Annotated in this window: 12 protein-coding genes; 7 read left to right on the forward strand and 5 right to left on the reverse strand. The window is 60.1% G+C overall.

What is annotated here, in order from left to right:
• Nucleotides 1-141: 141 nt before the first annotated feature.
• The 7 genes from BLLJ_RS01200 (at nucleotide 142) to BLLJ_RS01230 (ending at nucleotide 10568) form a co-directional block, all read left to right on the forward strand.
• On the forward strand, nucleotides 142-1206 hold the full coding sequence (locus BLLJ_RS01200; RefSeq protein WP_007051529.1) for a GNAT family N-acetyltransferase: 1065 nt from the start codon (nucleotides 142-144) through the stop codon (nucleotides 1204-1206).
• Between the two features lie 10 nt (nucleotides 1207-1216).
• Nucleotides 1217-1531: a DUF2469 domain-containing protein gene (locus BLLJ_RS01205; RefSeq protein WP_003828150.1), complete on the forward strand. Its 315-nt coding sequence runs from the start codon at nucleotides 1217-1219 to the stop codon at nucleotides 1529-1531.
• Nucleotides 1532-1704: 173 nt separating this feature from the next.
• Nucleotides 1705-3558 (forward strand): histidine-type phosphatase, encoded by a 1854-nt coding sequence (locus BLLJ_RS01210; RefSeq protein WP_007054753.1) that lies wholly within the window; start codon nucleotides 1705-1707, stop codon nucleotides 3556-3558.
• A 218-nt stretch (nucleotides 3559-3776) separates the two neighbouring features.
• Nucleotides 3777-5390, forward strand: a complete 1614-nt coding sequence (locus BLLJ_RS01215; protein WP_007051527.1) for an NAD(P)/FAD-dependent oxidoreductase — start codon at nucleotides 3777-3779, stop codon at nucleotides 5388-5390.
• 205 nt (nucleotides 5391-5595) lie between these two features.
• Complete coding sequence (rho, locus tag BLLJ_RS01220) at nucleotides 5596-7665, forward strand: transcription termination factor Rho (RefSeq protein ID WP_007056503.1); 2070 nt, start codon at nucleotides 5596-5598, stop codon at nucleotides 7663-7665.
• Nucleotides 7666-7972: 307 nt separating this feature from the next.
• Complete coding sequence (locus BLLJ_RS01225; RefSeq protein ID WP_007051524.1) at nucleotides 7973-8362, forward strand: chorismate mutase; 390 nt, start codon at nucleotides 7973-7975, stop codon at nucleotides 8360-8362.
• 121 nt (nucleotides 8363-8483) lie between these two features.
• Entirely contained in the window at nucleotides 8484-10568 is a 2085-nt protein-coding gene (locus tag BLLJ_RS01230; RefSeq protein ID WP_013582355.1) for a hypothetical protein, read from the forward strand.
• Nucleotides 10569-10793: 225 nt separating this feature from the next.
• Here the strand turns inward: BLLJ_RS01230 and valS are convergent, their stop codons facing one another.
• The 5 genes from valS to BLLJ_RS01255 all read right to left on the reverse strand — a co-directional run bounded on the left by valS (nucleotide 10794) and on the right by BLLJ_RS01255 (nucleotide 17671).
• Complete coding sequence (valS, locus tag BLLJ_RS01235; protein ID WP_007054756.1) at nucleotides 10794-13529, reverse strand: valine--tRNA ligase; 2736 nt, start codon at nucleotides 13527-13529, stop codon at nucleotides 10794-10796.
• Nucleotides 13530-13672: 143 nt separating this feature from the next.
• On the reverse strand, nucleotides 13673-15199 hold the full coding sequence (locus BLLJ_RS01240) for an ABC transporter substrate-binding protein (RefSeq protein WP_007051521.1): 1527 nt from the start codon (nucleotides 15197-15199) through the stop codon (nucleotides 13673-13675).
• Nucleotides 15200-15260: 61 nt separating this feature from the next.
• The gene (nth, locus tag BLLJ_RS01245; protein ID WP_007051520.1) at nucleotides 15261-15947 is read right to left on the reverse strand and encodes an endonuclease III; all 687 of its coding nucleotides are present in this window, start codon (nucleotides 15945-15947) and stop codon (nucleotides 15261-15263) included.
• Nucleotides 15948-16005: 58 nt separating this feature from the next.
• A complete protein-coding gene (locus BLLJ_RS01250) occupies nucleotides 16006-16788 on the reverse strand; it encodes a winged helix-turn-helix transcriptional regulator (protein WP_007054758.1) in 783 nt (260 codons plus the stop codon).
• Between the two features lie 178 nt (nucleotides 16789-16966).
• A complete protein-coding gene (locus BLLJ_RS01255; RefSeq protein ID WP_013582356.1) occupies nucleotides 16967-17671 on the reverse strand; it encodes a hypothetical protein in 705 nt (234 codons plus the stop codon).
• Nucleotides 17672-17739: the final 68 nt, after the last annotated feature.

Consider the following 17739-nt stretch of genomic DNA (forward strand, 5'->3'; position numbering starts at 1 on the left):
AGACAGCTCCCGCCAGCGGGAGCCTTTATTGATTCTGTAAGAAAGTCGACTCAGAGCATTTCCAGCGTTCACCCAGTCGAGTAAGATATGTTCGGCACTGGACCGTGAGCCGAAACAAGCCGAACCGGGGGACGTATACCGATGACCGCAACCAACGAGACGCTGAGCATGGCTACCGAAGCGCAACTGAAGCGCGATCTGCCACAGAGCATCGTCATTCCGCCAATCCGTGGCGAAATGGTGCACCTGCGCCCCGCCACCGTCGAGGACCTGCCTCGTTTGGATGAACTTGATGCCTTCTATGGCGCATCCAAGATCACAGGTAAGGATGCGGTCACCGAACGCGCCATCGTACACACGTGGGTCCGCCGCTCCCAGGCTTGGGAAGCCGGTCAGGCACCCGCCGAATCCGGTGTGGGTGATCCGGAATCCCGCCGCACCATCGCATGGGCCGTATTGACTGACGCCGACCATGACGATGACGGTCAGCTCGATGCGGCCAGCACCGATAATGTCATCGGCATGATTTTCCTTATCGACATCGACGGCTGGTCCAAGTCCGCCCGCATCCAGATCATCTTGGGCCGTGAATACCGTGGCCGCGGCTACTCCCGTGACGCCATGCCGCGTGTGATGACCTACGGTTTCGCGCCCGAACCGGCCGGCTTGGGCATGCACCGCATCTGGGTGAGCGTGCCGGAAAAGAACAGCCGCTCGATTTCGGTCTACCAGTCGCTCGGCTTCGTGCCGTCCGGCACCTCGCGCGACGCGTTGTGGGATGCCGAAAACAACAAATACCAGGACCTTATCGTCATGGACACGTTGGCTGACGAGTACGATCCGATTCGTTCGCTTGACGCTTTTGGCATGCACTTGATTGAGGACAACCCGGGTGTCAAGGAAGCGCTGTCCGCGCGCGAGCATTCCATCGCCATCCAGCAGAACAAGCCGGAACCCGAGCCGGCACAGCGTGGTGAGGCAGCCGGCGCCACGACGAGTGACGTGCAGTCCCAGGCCCAGACGCCGGCGGCCGCACAGCCAGTCGAGCCACAGGCCGAGCACCACGACGATACGCAGAAGAACACGCGCCACAGTCTCGAAGAGGAAAGCAACTGGCCGTACGGTCAGGCAGAACGCAAGCCCTCAAAGGAAGCATGGTGGCGTACGCTGGGCCGCGGCCGCAAACGCGATACGGAAAGTGAGTGAGTAAACAAGCATGAGTGCCGAGGATCTCGACAATTACGAAACCGACGCCGAACTCGCGCTGTATAGGGAATACCGTGACGTCATCAAGCTGTTCACCTATGTGGTGGAGACTGAGCGTCGCTTCTACTTGGCGAATAAGGTCGATTTCAACGTGCGTTCCGCTGGTCAGGACGTGTATTTCGATGTGCAGCTGACTGACGCATGGGTATGGGATGTCTACCGTTCCAGCCGTTTCGTCAAGTCCGTGCGCATCGTGACCTTCAAGGACGTGAACGTCGAAGAAGTCCAGAAAACCGATATCGACATTCCCGACGATATTCACTGACAGGCAATCGTCTGATACAGCCTGTATTGACAATGCGCGGCATTCCGTCATCTTACGGCGGGGCGTCGCGCATTGTTCATACAACGCATAGCAAAAGTTCAGACTCGTAACCTTGCCATCGTGTGTCTTGTTTGCTTGCGGCTGATAGAAAATGCTGCATGAACACACACCATATGCAGCAGGGCCTTAAGGGCTCCATCGCGGGCGTGGTTGCTGCCGCCACATTGCTGGCCGGTGGCATCCTGACCGTTCCGCACGCCATGGCTTTGGAGGCCGATGGCCAGTATTACAGCAGCAAGCAGCCATATGTGGCACCTAGCGAAGCGACCACTGCCAGCTATAGCCAGGCGCCGGAAGGCTACGAAACGGTATACACCGAGTCGATGGCTCGCCACGGTTCACGCGGCCTGTCCAGCTACAAATACGACGCATTGCTTATGAAGATGGCCGAAGCCGCCGAAGCGGATAACGGTTTTAAGTCTGATGCCATCAAGTCCGAATTCATGAAGAATCTCAAAGCCATCACCGCCGCAAATGTGGAGAATGGCTACGGTATGCTCACCGGTCAGGGTGCTGACCAACATCAGGGCATTGGCGCACGTGCCTACGAGCGCAACAAGACGCTGTTCGACAACGCAGCCAAGGACGGCGGCAAGATCGCCTACCAGTCCTCCGGCGAAGCCCGCGCTACTGAATCAGGCGAGAATTTTGCTCGCGGTTTCAACGCGGCCTCGAACAATAAACTGGCGAACAGCACTGTGACGCCCGCCGATCCGGCCGGCACCGGCGAGGCGGCGGCTTTCGACAAGACGCCGAACACGCTGTACTTCCACAAGTCCGAAAACCCGGACGGCACTGAGAAAACCGGTGAGGCCAAGCAGCGTGCCGACGATTACCAGAACTTCGTGGAAAACGATGCGATTATCGCAGGCGCTGAGCAAACCATCGCCGAAAACGAGGACGTGAAAACAGCCTCTCACGATTTGCTTTCACAAATCTTCACCGATGACTTCCTCGCCAAACTGGCCGACGGCACGTACGCCTGGTACAACACTGTCGATGGCACCAAGGGCGGCGAGGCCAACTGCGCGCCGGGAGCCGACCCCAGCAAGGATGCCGACGCCTGCGGCGCAGCCAAGAAGAAGATCGCCTCCGAATACGATGCCGCGATGGATCTGTACAACCTGTACATCATCGCCGCTGATATGGAGAACGAGAACACCGGCAGCCATACCTTCGACTTCAACCAGTACTTCCAAGGTGAGCAGGCAGACGACGCCAAGTTGTTCGCCTGGGCGCTTGACGCCGAGGACTTCTACGAGAAGGGCCCGAGCTACGCCGGCCAAGACGAGACCTACACAATCGCACAGCCGCTGCTTGACGATTTCTTCTCGTCGATTGATGAGCGCGTAAACGGCGGATCCACCGTTGCTACTTTCCGCTTTGCCCATGCCGAAACGATGATGCCGTTCGCCGCGCTGCTTGGCCTTCCCGGTTCCACCCAGCAGGCGGCCGCCAGCACCACCGACGTGTACACCTACGCCAACAATGAATGGCGCGGTGAATCGGTGACTCCGATGGCCGCTAATGTGCAGTGGGATGTTGCCGTCAAATCCGGCAACGACCCGAAGACCGGCCGTGCCTACACGCCGCTCGTTCGTATGCTCTACAACGAGCAGGAAATCGCCTTCCGCTCCGAATGCACGCCGATTGCCGATGGTTCCACGTGGTACAAGCTCACTGAGCTTAAAAGTTGCTTGGCCTCCGACCACCAAACCCTAGGCGACGATGCGCATCTGACTGATGATTCCACAACGCAGCCGGGCACAGGACCTAACACTGGTGAAGGAACGAGTACCACTCCGAATAACAATGGTGCGGGAACTCATCAGCCCAGCAACACTCAGGCTAATGGTACGGAAAACGAGTTGAGTCGTACCGGTGTTGCCGTTACTGGTGTTGCGGGGATTATGATGCTGCTTGCACTTGCAGGCATCTCGCTGAATCTATGGAAAGTTCGTCGCTGACGAATTAGCCTAAGACCAAACCGATTCGCCGCGCTGTGTGTGACGCAACGTTGCCGAATACCCCTACCTCACGATTCGATGCGTCGCCTTTCTGCTGATGGAAAGACGGCGCATCGGTCGTATATCGGGAGAATTCTGTAAGCATTCGCTCATCTTTCGGTGTGCGATTCCGGGGCTTCTAGTAGACTGTCTCTGATTTTGCGTTTATAAGGAGCATAATGACCGACAAGCAATCCGTAGTGATTATCGGCGGCGGTCCGGCTGGACTTACCGCCGCATGGGAACTCATCAAGGACGGCGGTGCCGACAAGTACGACGTGACCGTGCTGGAGGGGACCCGCGAATTCGGCGGTATCTCGCGCACCGTGAAGCACAACGGCAACCGCATGGATATCGGCGGCCACCGTTTCTTCTCCAAAGACGAACGCATCATGGATTGGTGGAAGACCGTTCTGCCGTTGCAGGGCGCACCCTCCTATGATGACAAGAAGCTCGGCCGCGACCACGACATGGAGCCGGGCGGCCCCGATCCGGAGACGGAGGACAAGGTGATGCTCAAGCGCCACCGAGTGTCCCGTATCTTCTGGAACCGCCACTTCTTCGATTACCCGATTTCGCTGAGCCCCAACACGTTGAAGGCCATGGGCTTCAAGCTCACCATGGTGGCCGGCTTCAGCTACCTGAAGTCCATGTTCCACAAGCTGCCGGAAGACAATCTGGAGAACTTCTACATCAACCGTTTCGGCCGCAAGCTGTATTCGATGTTCTTCGAGGGCTACACGGAGAAGCTGTGGGGCCGCCACCCCTCCCAGATCTCCGCCGACTGGGGCGCCCAGCGCGTCAAGGGCCTGTCCATCATGGGCGTGCTCAAGAACGCCTTCCAGAAGCTGCTGCCCAAGAAGCGCTCCAACGCGGAGGTCGAGACCTCGCTGATCGAGGAGTTCTGGTATCCGAAGTACGGTCCCGGCCAGCTGTGGGAGACCGTCGAGTCCAATTGCGAGGCCGCCGGCGTCAAGGTGCTGACCGACGCCAGGGTGGTCGAGGTCCGCCAGACCGATGGTGCCGTGTCTTCCGTGGTGTACGAGGATTCCGAGGGCAACCGCACCGAGCTTTCCGGCGACCAGTTCATCTCCTCGATGCCGGTCAAGGACCTGGTCAACGCCATCGACGCGGCCGGCGCCGATCCCGAGGCCGTTGATTCCAAGCCCGCCCCGGCCGATATGACCGAGGTGGCCAACGGCCTGCCGTACCGCGATTTCGTGACCGTGGGCCTGCTGGTCAAGCACCTGAAGCTCAAGAACACCACCAGCATCCCCACCCTCGGCAATCCGCCGATCGTGCCGGACTGCTGGATCTACGTGCAGGACCCGGGCTACAAGGTCGGCCGTCTGCAGATCTTCAACAACTGGAGCCCGTACCTGGTCAAGGACGTGGACGACACCGTGTGGATCGGTCTCGAGTACTTCTGCGAGGAGGGCGACTCGTTCTGGAACATGAGCGAGGAGGATGTCACCAAGTTCGCGATTTCCGAGCTCACCCGCATGCGTGTGATCAACGGTCCGGACGAGGTCATCGACTCCCATCGTGAGCGCGTCAGGAAGGCGTACCCCGCCTACTTCGACACCTATGAGCACATGGACGAGCTCATCGAGTACCTCGACGGCTTCGGCAACCTGTACTGCGTGGGCCGTAACGGCCAGCACCGCTACAACAACATGGACCACTCCATGGCCACCGCCATGGAGGCCGTCGGCAACATCAAGACCGGCAAGACGTCCAAGAAGAACGTGTGGTCCGTCAACACCGAAAAGTCCTACCACGAAGAAAAGTGAATAAACCTTGTTGAGCTCCCTCGTCACAGAGGGAGCTTTTTTGGTTTTCGGCGGGCCGTTTTGCGTTGGTCGAGTTGGCGTTGTACAGTGAACGAAGTTCGCAGAGACTCAGAGACGCAGCGAACATTCATGAGCGGTGCAACCGCAATAATCACTCTTAACGCCTGGATAGGCATGGGTCTGTTCGGTATGGAAAGGGCAACCAGTGGCAAATAGCCAGAATCTTGAGGATATGAAGCTGCCTGAGCTCAAAGAGCTCGCTAAACAGATGGGCCTGCGCGGCACGTCGACCATGCGCAAGCCCGAGCTGCTCGCCACCCTGCAGGCGGCGCGCAATGGTGGAGAGCCGCCGGCCGGTGTGACCGTGCGCGCCCCCAAGGCCGCCAAAACCGCCAAGGTCGTCAAGGCTCCGCAGTCCGATGCCGCTGAGGCCAACACCACAGACAATGCTGACGTGGCCACCCAGTCGCCGGCTCCGGCTCCGGCTGCCACGGAACCGCAGCTCGATTTGCCGCTTCCCGTGGCCGACGATGCCAAGAAGGACGAGACCGAACCGCGACGCACCCGTCGTAAGGCCGCCGATGATGCCGCATCCGAACCGCGTGCGGCCCGCCGTCGTCGCGATGACGACCAGCCCGATTTCGCTCGCCGCAAGCCGCGCAAGAAGGCCGATGAGGCCGGCGATCTGCTGGCCACGCTCGATTTGGGAGATGCAGCGCCTACCGAGCGTCGCCGCGAGCGTCACGAGGACGTGGAAGTTCCGCTGATTCGCCGAGTCCGTGATGATGAGGACGAGCAGCCTCGCCGCCGTCGTCGCACTGCGGAAAACAGCGAAGAAACCGTGCGTGACCTCGACGATATCCTGGCCACGCTGCCCACGCAGAAGCACGAGGAAACGTCCGAAGACGGCGAGCAGAACGACGATCACGAGTTCGTGCGTCGTAACCGCCGCGACCGTAGCGATCGCAACGATCGCGATACCCGTAATGATCGCAGCGATCGCCGTAACCGTCGCATGCGTGGCCGTGATCGCGACAACGCCGATGATGATCGTCGCTATGATGATCGCGATAATCGTAGCGATCGCAATGACCGTGATAGCCGCCGCGAAGAGCCGCAGGAGGATCTGGTGCCGGTGGCCGGCATCGTCGACGTGCTCGACTCCTACGCTTTTGTGCGCACTTCCGGCTACCTGCCCGGCCCGAACGACGTGTACGTTTCCATGGGCCAGGTCAAGAAGTACGGCCTGCGCAAGGGCGATGCCGTGCATGGTTCGATTCGCGCCCCGCGTGAAGGCGACCGCCGCAACCAGCGCCAGAAGTTCGTGCCGCTGCAGGCCATCGATTCCATCAACGGCCAAAGCGTTGAAGAAGCGCTCAACCGTCCGCAGTTCTCCAAGCTCACGCCGCTGTACCCGCAGGAGCGTTTGAAGCAGGAGACCGCCCCGAACAAGCTCACCGGCCGTATCATGGACATCGTTTCCCCAATCGGCAAGGGCCAGCGTGGCCTGATTGTCTCCCCGCCGAAGGCCGGTAAGACCATCACCCTGCAGAACATCGCCAACTCCATCGCCGCCAACAACCCCGAGGTCCACCTTATGGTGGTGCTCGTGGACGAGCGACCCGAAGAGGTCACCGATATGGAGCGCACGGTCCAGGGCGAGGTCATTTCCTCCACCTTCGACCGTCCGGCCTCCGATCACACTACGGTTGCCGAACTGGCCGTCGAACGCGCCAAGCGTCTTGTGGAGCTCGGCCAGGACGTGGTCGTACTGCTCGATTCCATGACCCGACTGGCTCGCGCTTACAACATCGCAGCCCCTGCCTCCGGCCGCATCCTGTCCGGTGGTGTGGACGCGCAGGCCCTCTACCCGCCGAAGAAGTTCTTCGGTGCGGCCCGCAACATCGAAAACGGCGGCTCCCTGACCATCATCTCATCTGCGCTGGTGGAAACCGGCTCCAAGATGGACGAGGTGATTTTCGAGGAGTTCAAGGGCACCGGCAACATGGAACTGCGCCTGTCCCGCGAGCTGGCGGACAAGCGACTGTTCCCGGCCATCGACATCAACGCTTCCGGCACCCGCCGCGAGGAGCTCATCACCAACCCGCAGGAACTGCCGATTATCTACCGTCTGCGTCGACTGCTGGGCGGCATGGAGCCCGAGCAGGCCTACCAGACGCTGGTGCCGCGCCTCAAGAAGACCGCCACCAACCGCGACTTCCTCGCCGCCATCGTGCAGCAGGCCAACACCGGCAACGCGGTCAACGGCAACTGATCAGACCGCTGAACAATAGTGTAAGGGCTGCACCCTGATTGATACGGGGTGCAGCCCTTGTCGTATCTGATGCAAATACATCAACTATCACATTGCAGTTGTAGTATTGCCGTCAACGTTCACATGCACGCTGACGATATATGAGATGAAAGAGGCATCACTGGGTTCGATTGTTTTGGGAGTGGGCAGTGGTGCGGCCATGTTCGGCGATGCGGATGCCAGCCATATCCTCACCGGCGACTATGACATCTGAGATATCTGACTTTGCGCATCGTGCAAAGCCGTAATCGGGAGTATCCTCGAATCTATGAGCGAAACGAGCAGCGACTGGCAAAGGACCACCATCGACTCCGCCCAGGCGGCGGCCCACCCGGAAACCGCACAAGCGGTGGCGCGCATCAAAGCGCTGCGCCAAACCATCGATAACATCGATTCGGCGGTCATCGCATTACTGGCCGAGCGGTTCAAGGCCACCTCGCAGGTCGGCGTGCTCAAAGCCAACGCCGGATTCGCGCCCGAAGACACCAAGCGTGAGGACTATCAGATCGAACGCCTCCACCGCATCGCCATCGATGCCGGGCTTGATCCGGAAATTGCCGAAATGTACCGTGAATTCGTGGTTACCGAAGCCAAGAAGCGCCACCAGCGCATAGCCGATGCCGGTGGTGACCCGGGCGTACTCGACGTATTCGCCTGATTCGCCCGCAGCGAATGGGCACCTTTCGGATATTCGTCTATAGGGCAAGTTGCCTGCAGCGACTACATTAATACGGGAATGGAATGCCCGTAGTGGTCGACTGTATGAATGGGATACGTAGATGAGATGTGGTGCCGCACTGGTCAGTTGCGCATTGTGCGTGGCTTCGATTCTCGGCGGTGCTTGGATGTCTCGTCCGACTCCGGTTGATTACGGTCCGGTGCTCGCTACGGCAAGTGATATGTACGCCGTCACCGATGCCGAAGGGGAGCCGGTCCGTTGGTATGTGGTAGGGAAGGGCGGCGCCGGCAATGGCGCCAGTGCCGATTCCGGCAATAGCGGTTCCACTGATACCGATTCCGCCAATAGTAATTCCGGCACGTCCAAGGTTTCTCGTATCCCCGCTTCCGCCGCCACCCTGCCATGGAAAGTCAGCGTCACCTACTCGCTTGACGGTCCGAACGTCGAGGCAAACGAGGTTGCCGGCGCGTCTGGACTGATCGGCGTGTATATCGATATTAAGCCGCAAACCAAGGAAGCCAACCGTACGATCCCGGTTGTCGCCTTTACCGTGCCTACGCAGGTAGCCGATGATGTTTCCGCTGACAACTCCATTACGGTGACCACGCAAGGTTCCAATACCGTAGTCGCCGCAGCTGGAAAAGCCGCAACCGGCTTGGAATTCAGCTGCTATATGAACGCCAAAGACTTCTCCATGAGTTCCGTGGCGCTCGCCGTATTGCCTTCCAATTCCAGCAGTCCGGCAGTTGGTGCTAATCCCGATGCCGCGAATGCTGCGAATGCTGCCGCACAGCCTGCTGCCGATACGGATGTCGCCCAACTCACCGCCTCTGCCGCCACACTGGTCGATTCACTGACCGACGCCGGTTCTGGTGAACAGCAACAGCTCATCGAGCAGCTTCAAACCCTGCGCGATAACGAACGTGCGCTGAACAAGTCTGTAGTGGCCGAACGCGAAACCGCCCATAAGCGGACGTTTGAAGACTATATGGCCGCGTATGTGGGCTCATATACCACGCACCTGTCTGGATCGATTGGCACCTCCACCCAGTTGCCGGCGTTGATGGGCACGGCCGGCGAACTGTCCGGGGACACGCCTTTGGCTCAAGCCGTACTCGACTTGGCCAACGCGGTGAACAACGTCAGTGCCGCACATCAGCATGCCGGTGCGGTCGATGCGTTGGACGAGGTGATTCGCCGCATCCAGCAGCAAGGCACCACCGGACTGGTGGATGATCTGATCGCCGAGGCTTCGGAGGAAGCCACTCAAGGCTCCAAGCAATACGCCGATGGCCAGAGCCAGCTCTCCGCCGCAATGATTCCGTATTCGATGAAATACACGGACGTTTACACGGCCAATTTGAGCGCCCTGACCGGCGGCACGTCCTCGGGCGCCACCGCTTACGAGAGCCAAGCCATCGCCGAAACCAACGGTAGCGATGAACTCGCCGACGCTCAATCCAAGGTCGATGCCGCGATGAGCACGCTTGCCACCGCCTCCGAGCATACGGGCAAAGCCACGGCCTTGCGCCAGATTGTATTGCGATTCTCCGATCAGTTCGAAGGCGGCGCGTCCTCGGCTTCCGGCAGTGATGGTGATGGTTCGTCCGGTGATGTCTCTTCCGATCCGGTGACCGAGGCTCAGGCACTGACCGGCCTGGTCGATTCGCAATCGCAATCGTTCTACGGCAAGACCCGGGTCGCCCAAGCCAAGCGTAAGGCCGATGCCGCCCGTAAGCAGGCCAAAGCCGCGCAACAGCAGCAGTCGCAGCATTCCAAGGCCTCACTGGTCGATGACACCATGTCCATGTCTGCTGGCGATGTGATGAACTATGCGGGTGGTCTTACTTCGGCCATCGGTGGTGGTGATAAGTCCGACTCGTCTAAGAGCGCTGGTTCGGGAACGAACGACTCAGCCAAGTCGAGCGACACTGGCGATTCCGGCAACGGCAAGGCCTCCAACGCCAGCGATTCCGGCAACAATCTTGACACCGCTCCAGTACTGTTCGGCTTTGGCACTGGCGGCACGCTGTTCAAGCACGATATGAACGCGCTGATTAATGAGACCGTGAAAATCAGTGATGCTGGCACGCTCTTGGCGCAGGCCGTCGCGCAGCTCGACAGCCCCAATACGCAACAAAAAACCGCCGAAACCCGATATCTCATCGTGATTCCGACGGTGTGATGGTGTATGCGGGATATTTGCGTGCCGTCCCACAGTCGTGTCATCCGAACGTCAAAAAACAAAAGAGGGGAACCTCAATAGGTTCCCCTCTTTTGTTGTTGTGCGTAACGTTCAGTGCTTTGGCTTCTTAGCTGGCCGAGCCGTTAAGCGGGAAGCCCGGTGGGCTTCCCGTAGGCTCGGAACGAGCGGCATTGCCGTGAGACCTACTGTTGTTGTGCGTAACGTTCAGTGCTTTGGCTTCTTAGCTGGCGGCTCACCGAGCTCGCTGGCTTCGACGGCGACCTCGGTTTCGGGCGTGCCTTCGGCGGCGGATTCCTCGGCGTGCTTGGCCACCAAGTCGAACTTGCCGACCACGCGACCGGCCTGCGCGATATCGCCCAAGGCGGCGTGAATCGCTTCCACACCTTCCGAAGCAGCGGACAGTGCCACAGACAGGATTGGGGTCTTCATGGAGACCTTGGCCTCGGACTTGATCTTACGCAGCTGCTCCACGGCCTTGCCGGCCCAAGTCAGCAGCTCGGGGGAAGCACCGGTGGCGGCCTCGACATACGGGTCCACGACCGGCCAGGCGGCGCGATGCACGGAACCGGAACCGGCGTGCATCCAGCTCCACACTTCCTCGGTGGCGTACGGCAGGTACGGGGCCAGCAGACGTGCGAAGGCGTCCAGGCCCAGACCCAGAGCGGTGCGGGCGGACTTCACAGCCTTCTCGGACGGCACATTGCCGTGCTCGTCCGGAGTGCCATAGGCGCGGTTCTTGACCAGCTCGATGTAGTCGTCGCAGAACTGCCAGAAGTAGGACTCGATGACTTCCAGCGCCTTGGAATGCTCGTAGGATTCCAGCGCCTCGGTGGCCTGACGCACCACCAAAGCCAGCTTGGCCATAGCGGCGCGATCCAGCGGTTCGGTCACATCGGCCGGGTTCCACGCGGCCTCGGCGGCAGCGCCCACGTGATGGTTCTCGTCCTCACGGCCGATGGCCAGCGCGAACTTGGTGGCGTTCAGCAGCTTGATGGCCAGTCGACGGCCAATCTTCATCTGGCCGATGTCGTACGTGGCATCGAGGCCTAGGCGAGCGGCGGCGGCCCAGTAACGCACGGCGTCCGCGCCGAACTTCTCGATCGGCTCGTTCGGCACCACGACGTTGCCCTTGGACTTCGACATCTTCTTGTGGTCGGGGTCCAGAATCCAGCCGGACAGCGTGGCATGGGCCCACGGCAGGCACTTGTTCTCCAAGTGCGCGCGGTCCACAGTCGAGAACAGCCAGGTGCGGATGATGTCCTGACCCTGCGGGCGCAGGTCCATCGGGAAGGTGGAAGCGAACAGGGCCTTGGAGGCCTCGTCCGGCTCGGCCCAGTGGGTCACGATCTGCGGGGTCAGCGAAGAGGTGGCCCAGGTGTCCATGATGTCCTTTTCGGCGGTGAAACCACCGGGCACATCACGCTGGGACTCGTCGTAGCCCTCCGGCACGTCGATGGTCGGGTCGATCGGCAGACGATCCTCGGACGGAGTGATCGGGTGATCGTAATCCGGCTCGCCGGAAGCGTTCACCGGGTACCACAGCGGGAACGGGACGCCGAAGAAGCGCTGACGGGAGATCAGCCAGTCGCCGTTCAGGCCGTGCACCCAGTTCTCATAACGCACGCGCATGAAGTCGGGGTGGAACTCGAGTTCCTTGCCACGCTCGATAAGCTCGGCGTTCAGCTTGGCGTCGGTACCGCCGTTCTTCAAATACCACTGGCGGGAGGTGACGATCTCGAGCGGCTTGTCGCCCTTCTCGTAGAAGTTCGTCATACGCTTGGTCGGGGTCGGCTCGCCGTCCAGATCGCCGGACTCGCGCAGCTTGTCGACGATGATCTTGCGGGCGGAGAACGTGGTCTTGCCAGCGGTTTCGGCAAAGACCTCGCGGCCGGCCGGGTCCTCGATCCAGTCCGGGGTATCCATCACGATACGGCCGTTGCGCTGGATGATCGGGCGGGTGGGCAGCTTCAGGTCGCGCCACCACTCGACGTCGGTTACATCACCGAACGTACAGCACATGGCGATACCGGCACCCTTGTCCATTTCGGCGGCCGGGTGCGCCAGAATCGGCACCTTGACCTTGAACAGAGGGGAGTAGACGTACTGGCCGAAGTACTGCTTGTAGCGTTCGTCGTTCGGGTTGGCGATCAGCGAGGTGCAGGCCGCCAGCAGTTCGGGGCGGGTGGTCTCGATGTAGATCGGGGTGCCGTCCTCAAAGCGGAAGGCCACCTTGTGGTAGAAGCCGGGGTATTCGCGCGATTCGAGCTCGGCCTGGGCCACGGCGGTCTGGAAGGTCACATCCCACAGGCCGGGGGCGTCCTGCTGGTAGGCCTCGCCACGGGCGAGGTTGCGCAGGAAGGCCTTCTGGGCCACACGCTGCGGGTGCTGACCGATGGTGTGGTAGGTCTGCGACCAGTCGATGGACAGACCCAGCTTGCGCCACAGGGCCTCAAACAGCTTCTCATCCTGAGCAGTCAGACGCTCGCACAGCTCGATGAAGTTCTTGCGGGAAATCGGCACCTGATCCTTGGCGTCAATCTTCTTGCCATCAGTGCCTTCAAACGGCGGCTTGAAGTCCGGGTCGTAAGGCAGAGACACGTCCACGCGCACGCCATAGTAGTTCTGCACGCGGCGCTCGGTAGGCAGGCCGTTGTCATCCCAACCCATCGGGTAGAACACGTCGTAGCCGCGCATGCGCTTGTAGCGCGCAATCACATCGGTGTGCGTGTAAGAGAACACGTGACCCACGTGCAGCGAACCGGAGACGGTGGGCGGCGGGGTGTCGATGGAGTAGACGGCCTTGCGGTCGCGGGTGTTGCGGAATTTGTAGGTGCCGTCTTCATCCCAGACGGTGCGCCACTTGTCCTCAAGTCCGTCCACGCCGACCTTGTCGGGCAGCGGGGTGAGGTTGGCGTTGATGATGGATTTGCCTTCAGTCATAAGGCCAAAGTTTATGCACGTTGCATGACAAGCCGAACTGTACAGTAAACAGCCCAGTAGGCTGTTCGCAGGCGAGGTACGAACGATCGAACGATAGTGAGCCAAGGACTATCGGGCGTAGCCCGTCCGTGACTGAAGGTTGCCTACTTCACCGTCAACCCGGCCAGCGGCATGCGGCGATTGATCATCGAGGTCGGGTAGCCGGAGACCTTGGTGGACGCCACAGTGAAGCATTTGCGGGTATACAGCCAATCACTGGCCGCATCCTCGCTGATCAGCCGGGCGTACGCCTTCATTCGTGCCTCATAATCGGCGTCATTAGTGGCGGCGCGAGCATCCGCATAGGCCTGTTGCGCTTCGGTATGGTCGTAATGGAACATGGAATCGGGGTCGGCGAATATGCCGGCATCATCCGTGCCGTCCATGCTCATCACGGTCAGTTCCCATTTGCCGTCCTTGATTCGTTTGGCATAATCCTCATCGGAGAGCACTTCAAGGTTCACCGTGGGGCGCGGCTGCCGCTCGATCTGCTGCTTGATGGTTTCGGCCAACGACCGGTATTCTTCGGGAACCACCAGATTCACCGTAGTCAGGTATTGCGCACCAAAGTAGGAGAACATCTGCCCAGCTTGGTTTTCGTCATGCGGGTACAGTCCGGTCAAATCTTCGTATCCGGGTTCCAGCAGGCTGATGGGGCCGCCCAATGCTCCGGCTGCGTCGGGTTGGGCGGAGGCGATGCCGGCTGCGTCGATTTGATAGCGGAAGGCTTTACGCGCCTGTTCGTCGGAGAGCAGCGAATCGGTGCCGTTGTTGTAGGCCAGCAGCACCTTATCCGTAGTGGCCCCCTCCTTGACGGTCAGGCCATCCTTGCCGTTCAAGCCGGTGGCCGTCGAAGCCGAAACCGGTGCCGCCATATCGAGACTGCCGTCGGTCAGGGCCTTGCTGAGCGCATCGGCGTCGGAGTATTGCATAAATTCAACGACATTGCTGGCCGCTTTGGTGCCATGGTAGGTATCGCTGCGCGCCAGCTTCAGGGAATGGCCAGGCTGGAAATCGGCCACGGTGAATGGTCCGGAACCTATGGCCTTGCGTTGATAATCGGCACTGGACGACTCGGAATCGTAGACAATGCCGAGTCTGCCGGACAGCGCTCGCAGCAGCGTCGGATTGGGCTTGGCAAGCGTAATGACCACCGTGGTGGCGTTCGGATTGGCGACCGACGCCAGATCGCCCAATTCGTCGACGTCCGCCACCTTGTTGGTCACGTTCTGTTGCAACGACCACACGGCGTCCGAGGCGTCCAACGTATGGCCGTTCGAGAAGGTGACGCCCGATTGCAGTGTCAGGGTGACGGTCAGTCCGTCATCGGAAGTCTTCCAGCTTGTCGCCAGTCCCGGCTGAAGCTTGTTGTCTTGATCGACGGTCACTAATGTCTCATACACATTGTCGACGAGCAGGCGTTCGGCTGCCGCAGAGGAATCGGACCGAATATCCAAGGATTGCGGCATATCGTCGATGCCAATGGTCACATCGGCATCGAGGGATGATCCCGGCTGGAACCGGTTTTGCATGAACGTCCATCCCACAACCACGAGTGCGCCGAGTGCCACGGCGACTCCGAGAAAAATCCCCCACTTGGACCATGTATTGTCCCGCTTGCTGTGCTGCATGGTTTTCAGTCTAGCGGTGGATTCAGCCTAGAATCCGCAATTCACCATGATGAGGTATGAGTTAGCGCTTGGACGTGCTCTTGCCGGCGGGCGGCGCATAGCTAGGGCAGGTGTCGGACAGCGGGCAGTTGGCGCAGTCAGGGGTACGTGCGTGGCAGGTGGCCCGGCCGAACAGAATCAGTCGGTGGCTGAGATTCGTCCACTCTTCGGGCGGAAAACAGGAGGTGATTTCCTTCTCGATTTTCACGGGATCGGGGTGTGCGGACCGCCAATCCGACCGCCAACGCAGTCGTCCGGTTACGCGCATCACATGCGTATCGACCGGGAATCCGGGGATATCGAACGCGTTGCCGAGCACGACGTTCGCGGTTTTGCGGCCGACCCCCGGCAAGCTGGTCAGTTCATCCATCGTGCGCGGCACCACGCCGCCGAATCGTTCGTCCAGTGCCGTGGCCAGTCCGATGAGATGCTGGGTTTTCGAACGATAGAACCCCAGCGGATGAATGATGTCTTCGACTTGGGCCGGGTTTGCGGCCGCCAAGTCACGGGCGGTGGGGTAGGTGGCGAACAGTTCCGGGGTGACCGTGTTGACACGCTTGTCGGTGGTCTGGGCGCTGAGCACGGTGGCGATCAGCAATTCGAGCGGATTCGAGAAATGCAGTGCGCAAGCGGGTGCCGGAATCACCTGGCGCAGAATGTCGTATTCGTCATGCATGCGCGTGAGACGCGCGGATTTGGTTTCTCTCATCGTATGGACCTAAGCGGCGTAATATCGATGATTGATAGTTTGCAGCGCCGCTGGTCTGTCAGGCGACGGTGTTGAGATCGGGAGTATCGTCATCGGTGTCGATGGCGGCAGAGGATGCTTTGGCGGCCTGCTGTGCGGCGGCAGTTTCCTTATCCGTCTCCGGCGGGTCGAATCGGTAGCCCACGTTGCGCACGGTGCCGATGAGGTGTTCGTATTCGCCGCCGAGCTTGGCGCGCAGACGACGGATATGCACGTCGACCGTACGAGTGCCACCGTAGTAGTCGTAGCCCCATACTTCCTGCAGCAACTGGGCGCGCGTGAACACGCGGCCGGGGTGCTGGACCAAGTACTTGAGGAGTTCGAACTCCTTGTATGCCAGATCGATGGGGCGTCCATGCAGGGAGGCGGTATAGCCGTTGGTGTCCACAATGAGGTCGCCGGAGCGAATCTGGCCATCTTCCACCGTGGTGGTGGATTCGGCGGGAGAACCGGCTGCTGCGGCTGCGGGAGCGTTGCCGCGCTCGGAGACCAATCGCAATCGGCCCTCGACTTCGGCCGGGGAAGCGGTGGCGACCACCACATCCGCAATGCCCCACTGGGAGTTGACCACGGTGAAGCCGCCTTCGGTCAGCACCAGCACGATTGGCGTGGACAGGCCGGAAGCGTGGATGAGGCGGCACAAGGTTTTGGCGGTCGCCAGATCGTCGCGTGCATCCAGAAACAGAATGGTGTTCTCCGGCATCTTCACCAAGCTGGCTGCATCCATCGGCAGTACGCGGACGCGATGAGAAAGCAGGGCGAGTGATGGCAAAACGGTGGCGGGGTCGCTGGCGAAAGTCATCAACGTAAGATCCGTCACGCTAATCCCCCTTATCCTGCAATGTGTTACGCAATTGCTCGGTGTGGCTGTACGAGTCGTCAGCGGCGTTATGCCGCTTTCGCACGGTTTTCATTATTCTACGCGCTTGTAGTGGACACATAGGTTACAAGTTTGCGGAATATGGAACGGTGGACGTCCATCAACCGATGATACGGCCGAGCACCAGTGCGGTTGCGGCGATGGTCACGCCCATCAGCATTACCGGCATCAGGCCGGTACCGATCCACGGATAACGGATATCCGGGTCCGGATCGGCGTCGCGCACCCACAACGTGGAAGCCACGGCCAAAGCCAGTCCCAAAACGATGAGGATGATCAGGGCAACGGTTCCCGCAACGGTGCCCTTGGCGAGCATCGCGCCCAAATCAGGTAGGAAGCACCAGCCGGCCACGGCGAGAGCTGCCACACCGGAAGTCACGGCGTGAGAGAGTGCGCGGATAAGATGTTCGCGCTTCTCACGAGCCATCTGGCGTCCGAAGGAGAAGACCACCAGCACCACCAGCAGCAGGCCCATGGCCAGTGCCCATGAATACCAAGGAAGTACCGAGCCATCCGCAGCGGTCTGATCCGGCGGCACCTTGCCGGTCGGGAACGGCACGGTGACGAAAATCAGAGAAATCGCGCCAAACACCAAAGTGACGATACGATCCAGTATGCTGCCGCGGAACGGCCAGAATACGACAAATGCGGCCAACGTCAGAGCGGCGATAATCAAAGGGATGATGGGGACGGTGCCAGGGGAGGGAATGACCGTGGCTGCGATGAACAGTACATAGGACGTCAGTTGGGCCAACAACATGCTCAGAGCTTTGTTCTTCCAACCCTCCTGGGTGATCTCGGTCATGATACGCCTCTCAGATAATCGAATTTCTATCCCAATCCTACGTCGGGCATTGGAACGGTGAAATCAAA

Source organism: Bifidobacterium longum subsp. longum JCM 1217, assembly GCF_000196555.1.
In the GTDB taxonomy this organism is placed as follows: Bacteria; Actinomycetota; Actinomycetes; order Actinomycetales; family Bifidobacteriaceae; genus Bifidobacterium; species Bifidobacterium longum.

What these genes read in the sequence shown, in the direction of transcription:
- BLLJ_RS01215 (WP_007051527.1), top strand. Translation starts at nt 3,777, where the DNA reads ATGACCGACAAGCAATCCGTAGTGATTATCGGCGGCGGTCCGGCTGGA.
- BLLJ_RS01225 (WP_007051524.1), top strand. Translation starts at nt 7,973, where the DNA reads ATGAGCGAAACGAGCAGCGACTGGCAAAGGACCACCATCGACTCCGCC.
- valS (WP_007054756.1), bottom strand. Translation starts at nt 13,529, where the DNA reads ATGACTGAAGGCAAATCCATCATCAACGCCAACCTCACCCCGCTGCCC.
- BLLJ_RS01230 (WP_013582355.1), top strand. Translation starts at nt 8,484, where the DNA reads ATGAGATGTGGTGCCGCACTGGTCAGTTGCGCATTGTGCGTGGCTTCG.
- nth (WP_007051520.1), bottom strand. Translation starts at nt 15,947, where the DNA reads ATGAGAGAAACCAAATCCGCGCGTCTCACGCGCATGCATGACGAATAC.
- BLLJ_RS01205 (WP_003828150.1), top strand. Translation starts at nt 1,217, where the DNA reads ATGAGTGCCGAGGATCTCGACAATTACGAAACCGACGCCGAACTCGCG.
- BLLJ_RS01200 (WP_007051529.1), top strand. Translation starts at nt 142, where the DNA reads ATGACCGCAACCAACGAGACGCTGAGCATGGCTACCGAAGCGCAACTG.
- BLLJ_RS01240 (WP_007051521.1), bottom strand. Translation starts at nt 15,199, where the DNA reads ATGCAGCACAGCAAGCGGGACAATACATGGTCCAAGTGGGGGATTTTT.
- BLLJ_RS01210 (WP_007054753.1), top strand. Translation starts at nt 1,705, where the DNA reads ATGCAGCAGGGCCTTAAGGGCTCCATCGCGGGCGTGGTTGCTGCCGCC.
- BLLJ_RS01250 (WP_007054758.1), bottom strand. Translation starts at nt 16,788, where the DNA reads ATGACTTTCGCCAGCGACCCCGCCACCGTTTTGCCATCACTCGCCCTG.
- BLLJ_RS01255 (WP_013582356.1), bottom strand. Translation starts at nt 17,671, where the DNA reads ATGACCGAGATCACCCAGGAGGGTTGGAAGAACAAAGCTCTGAGCATG.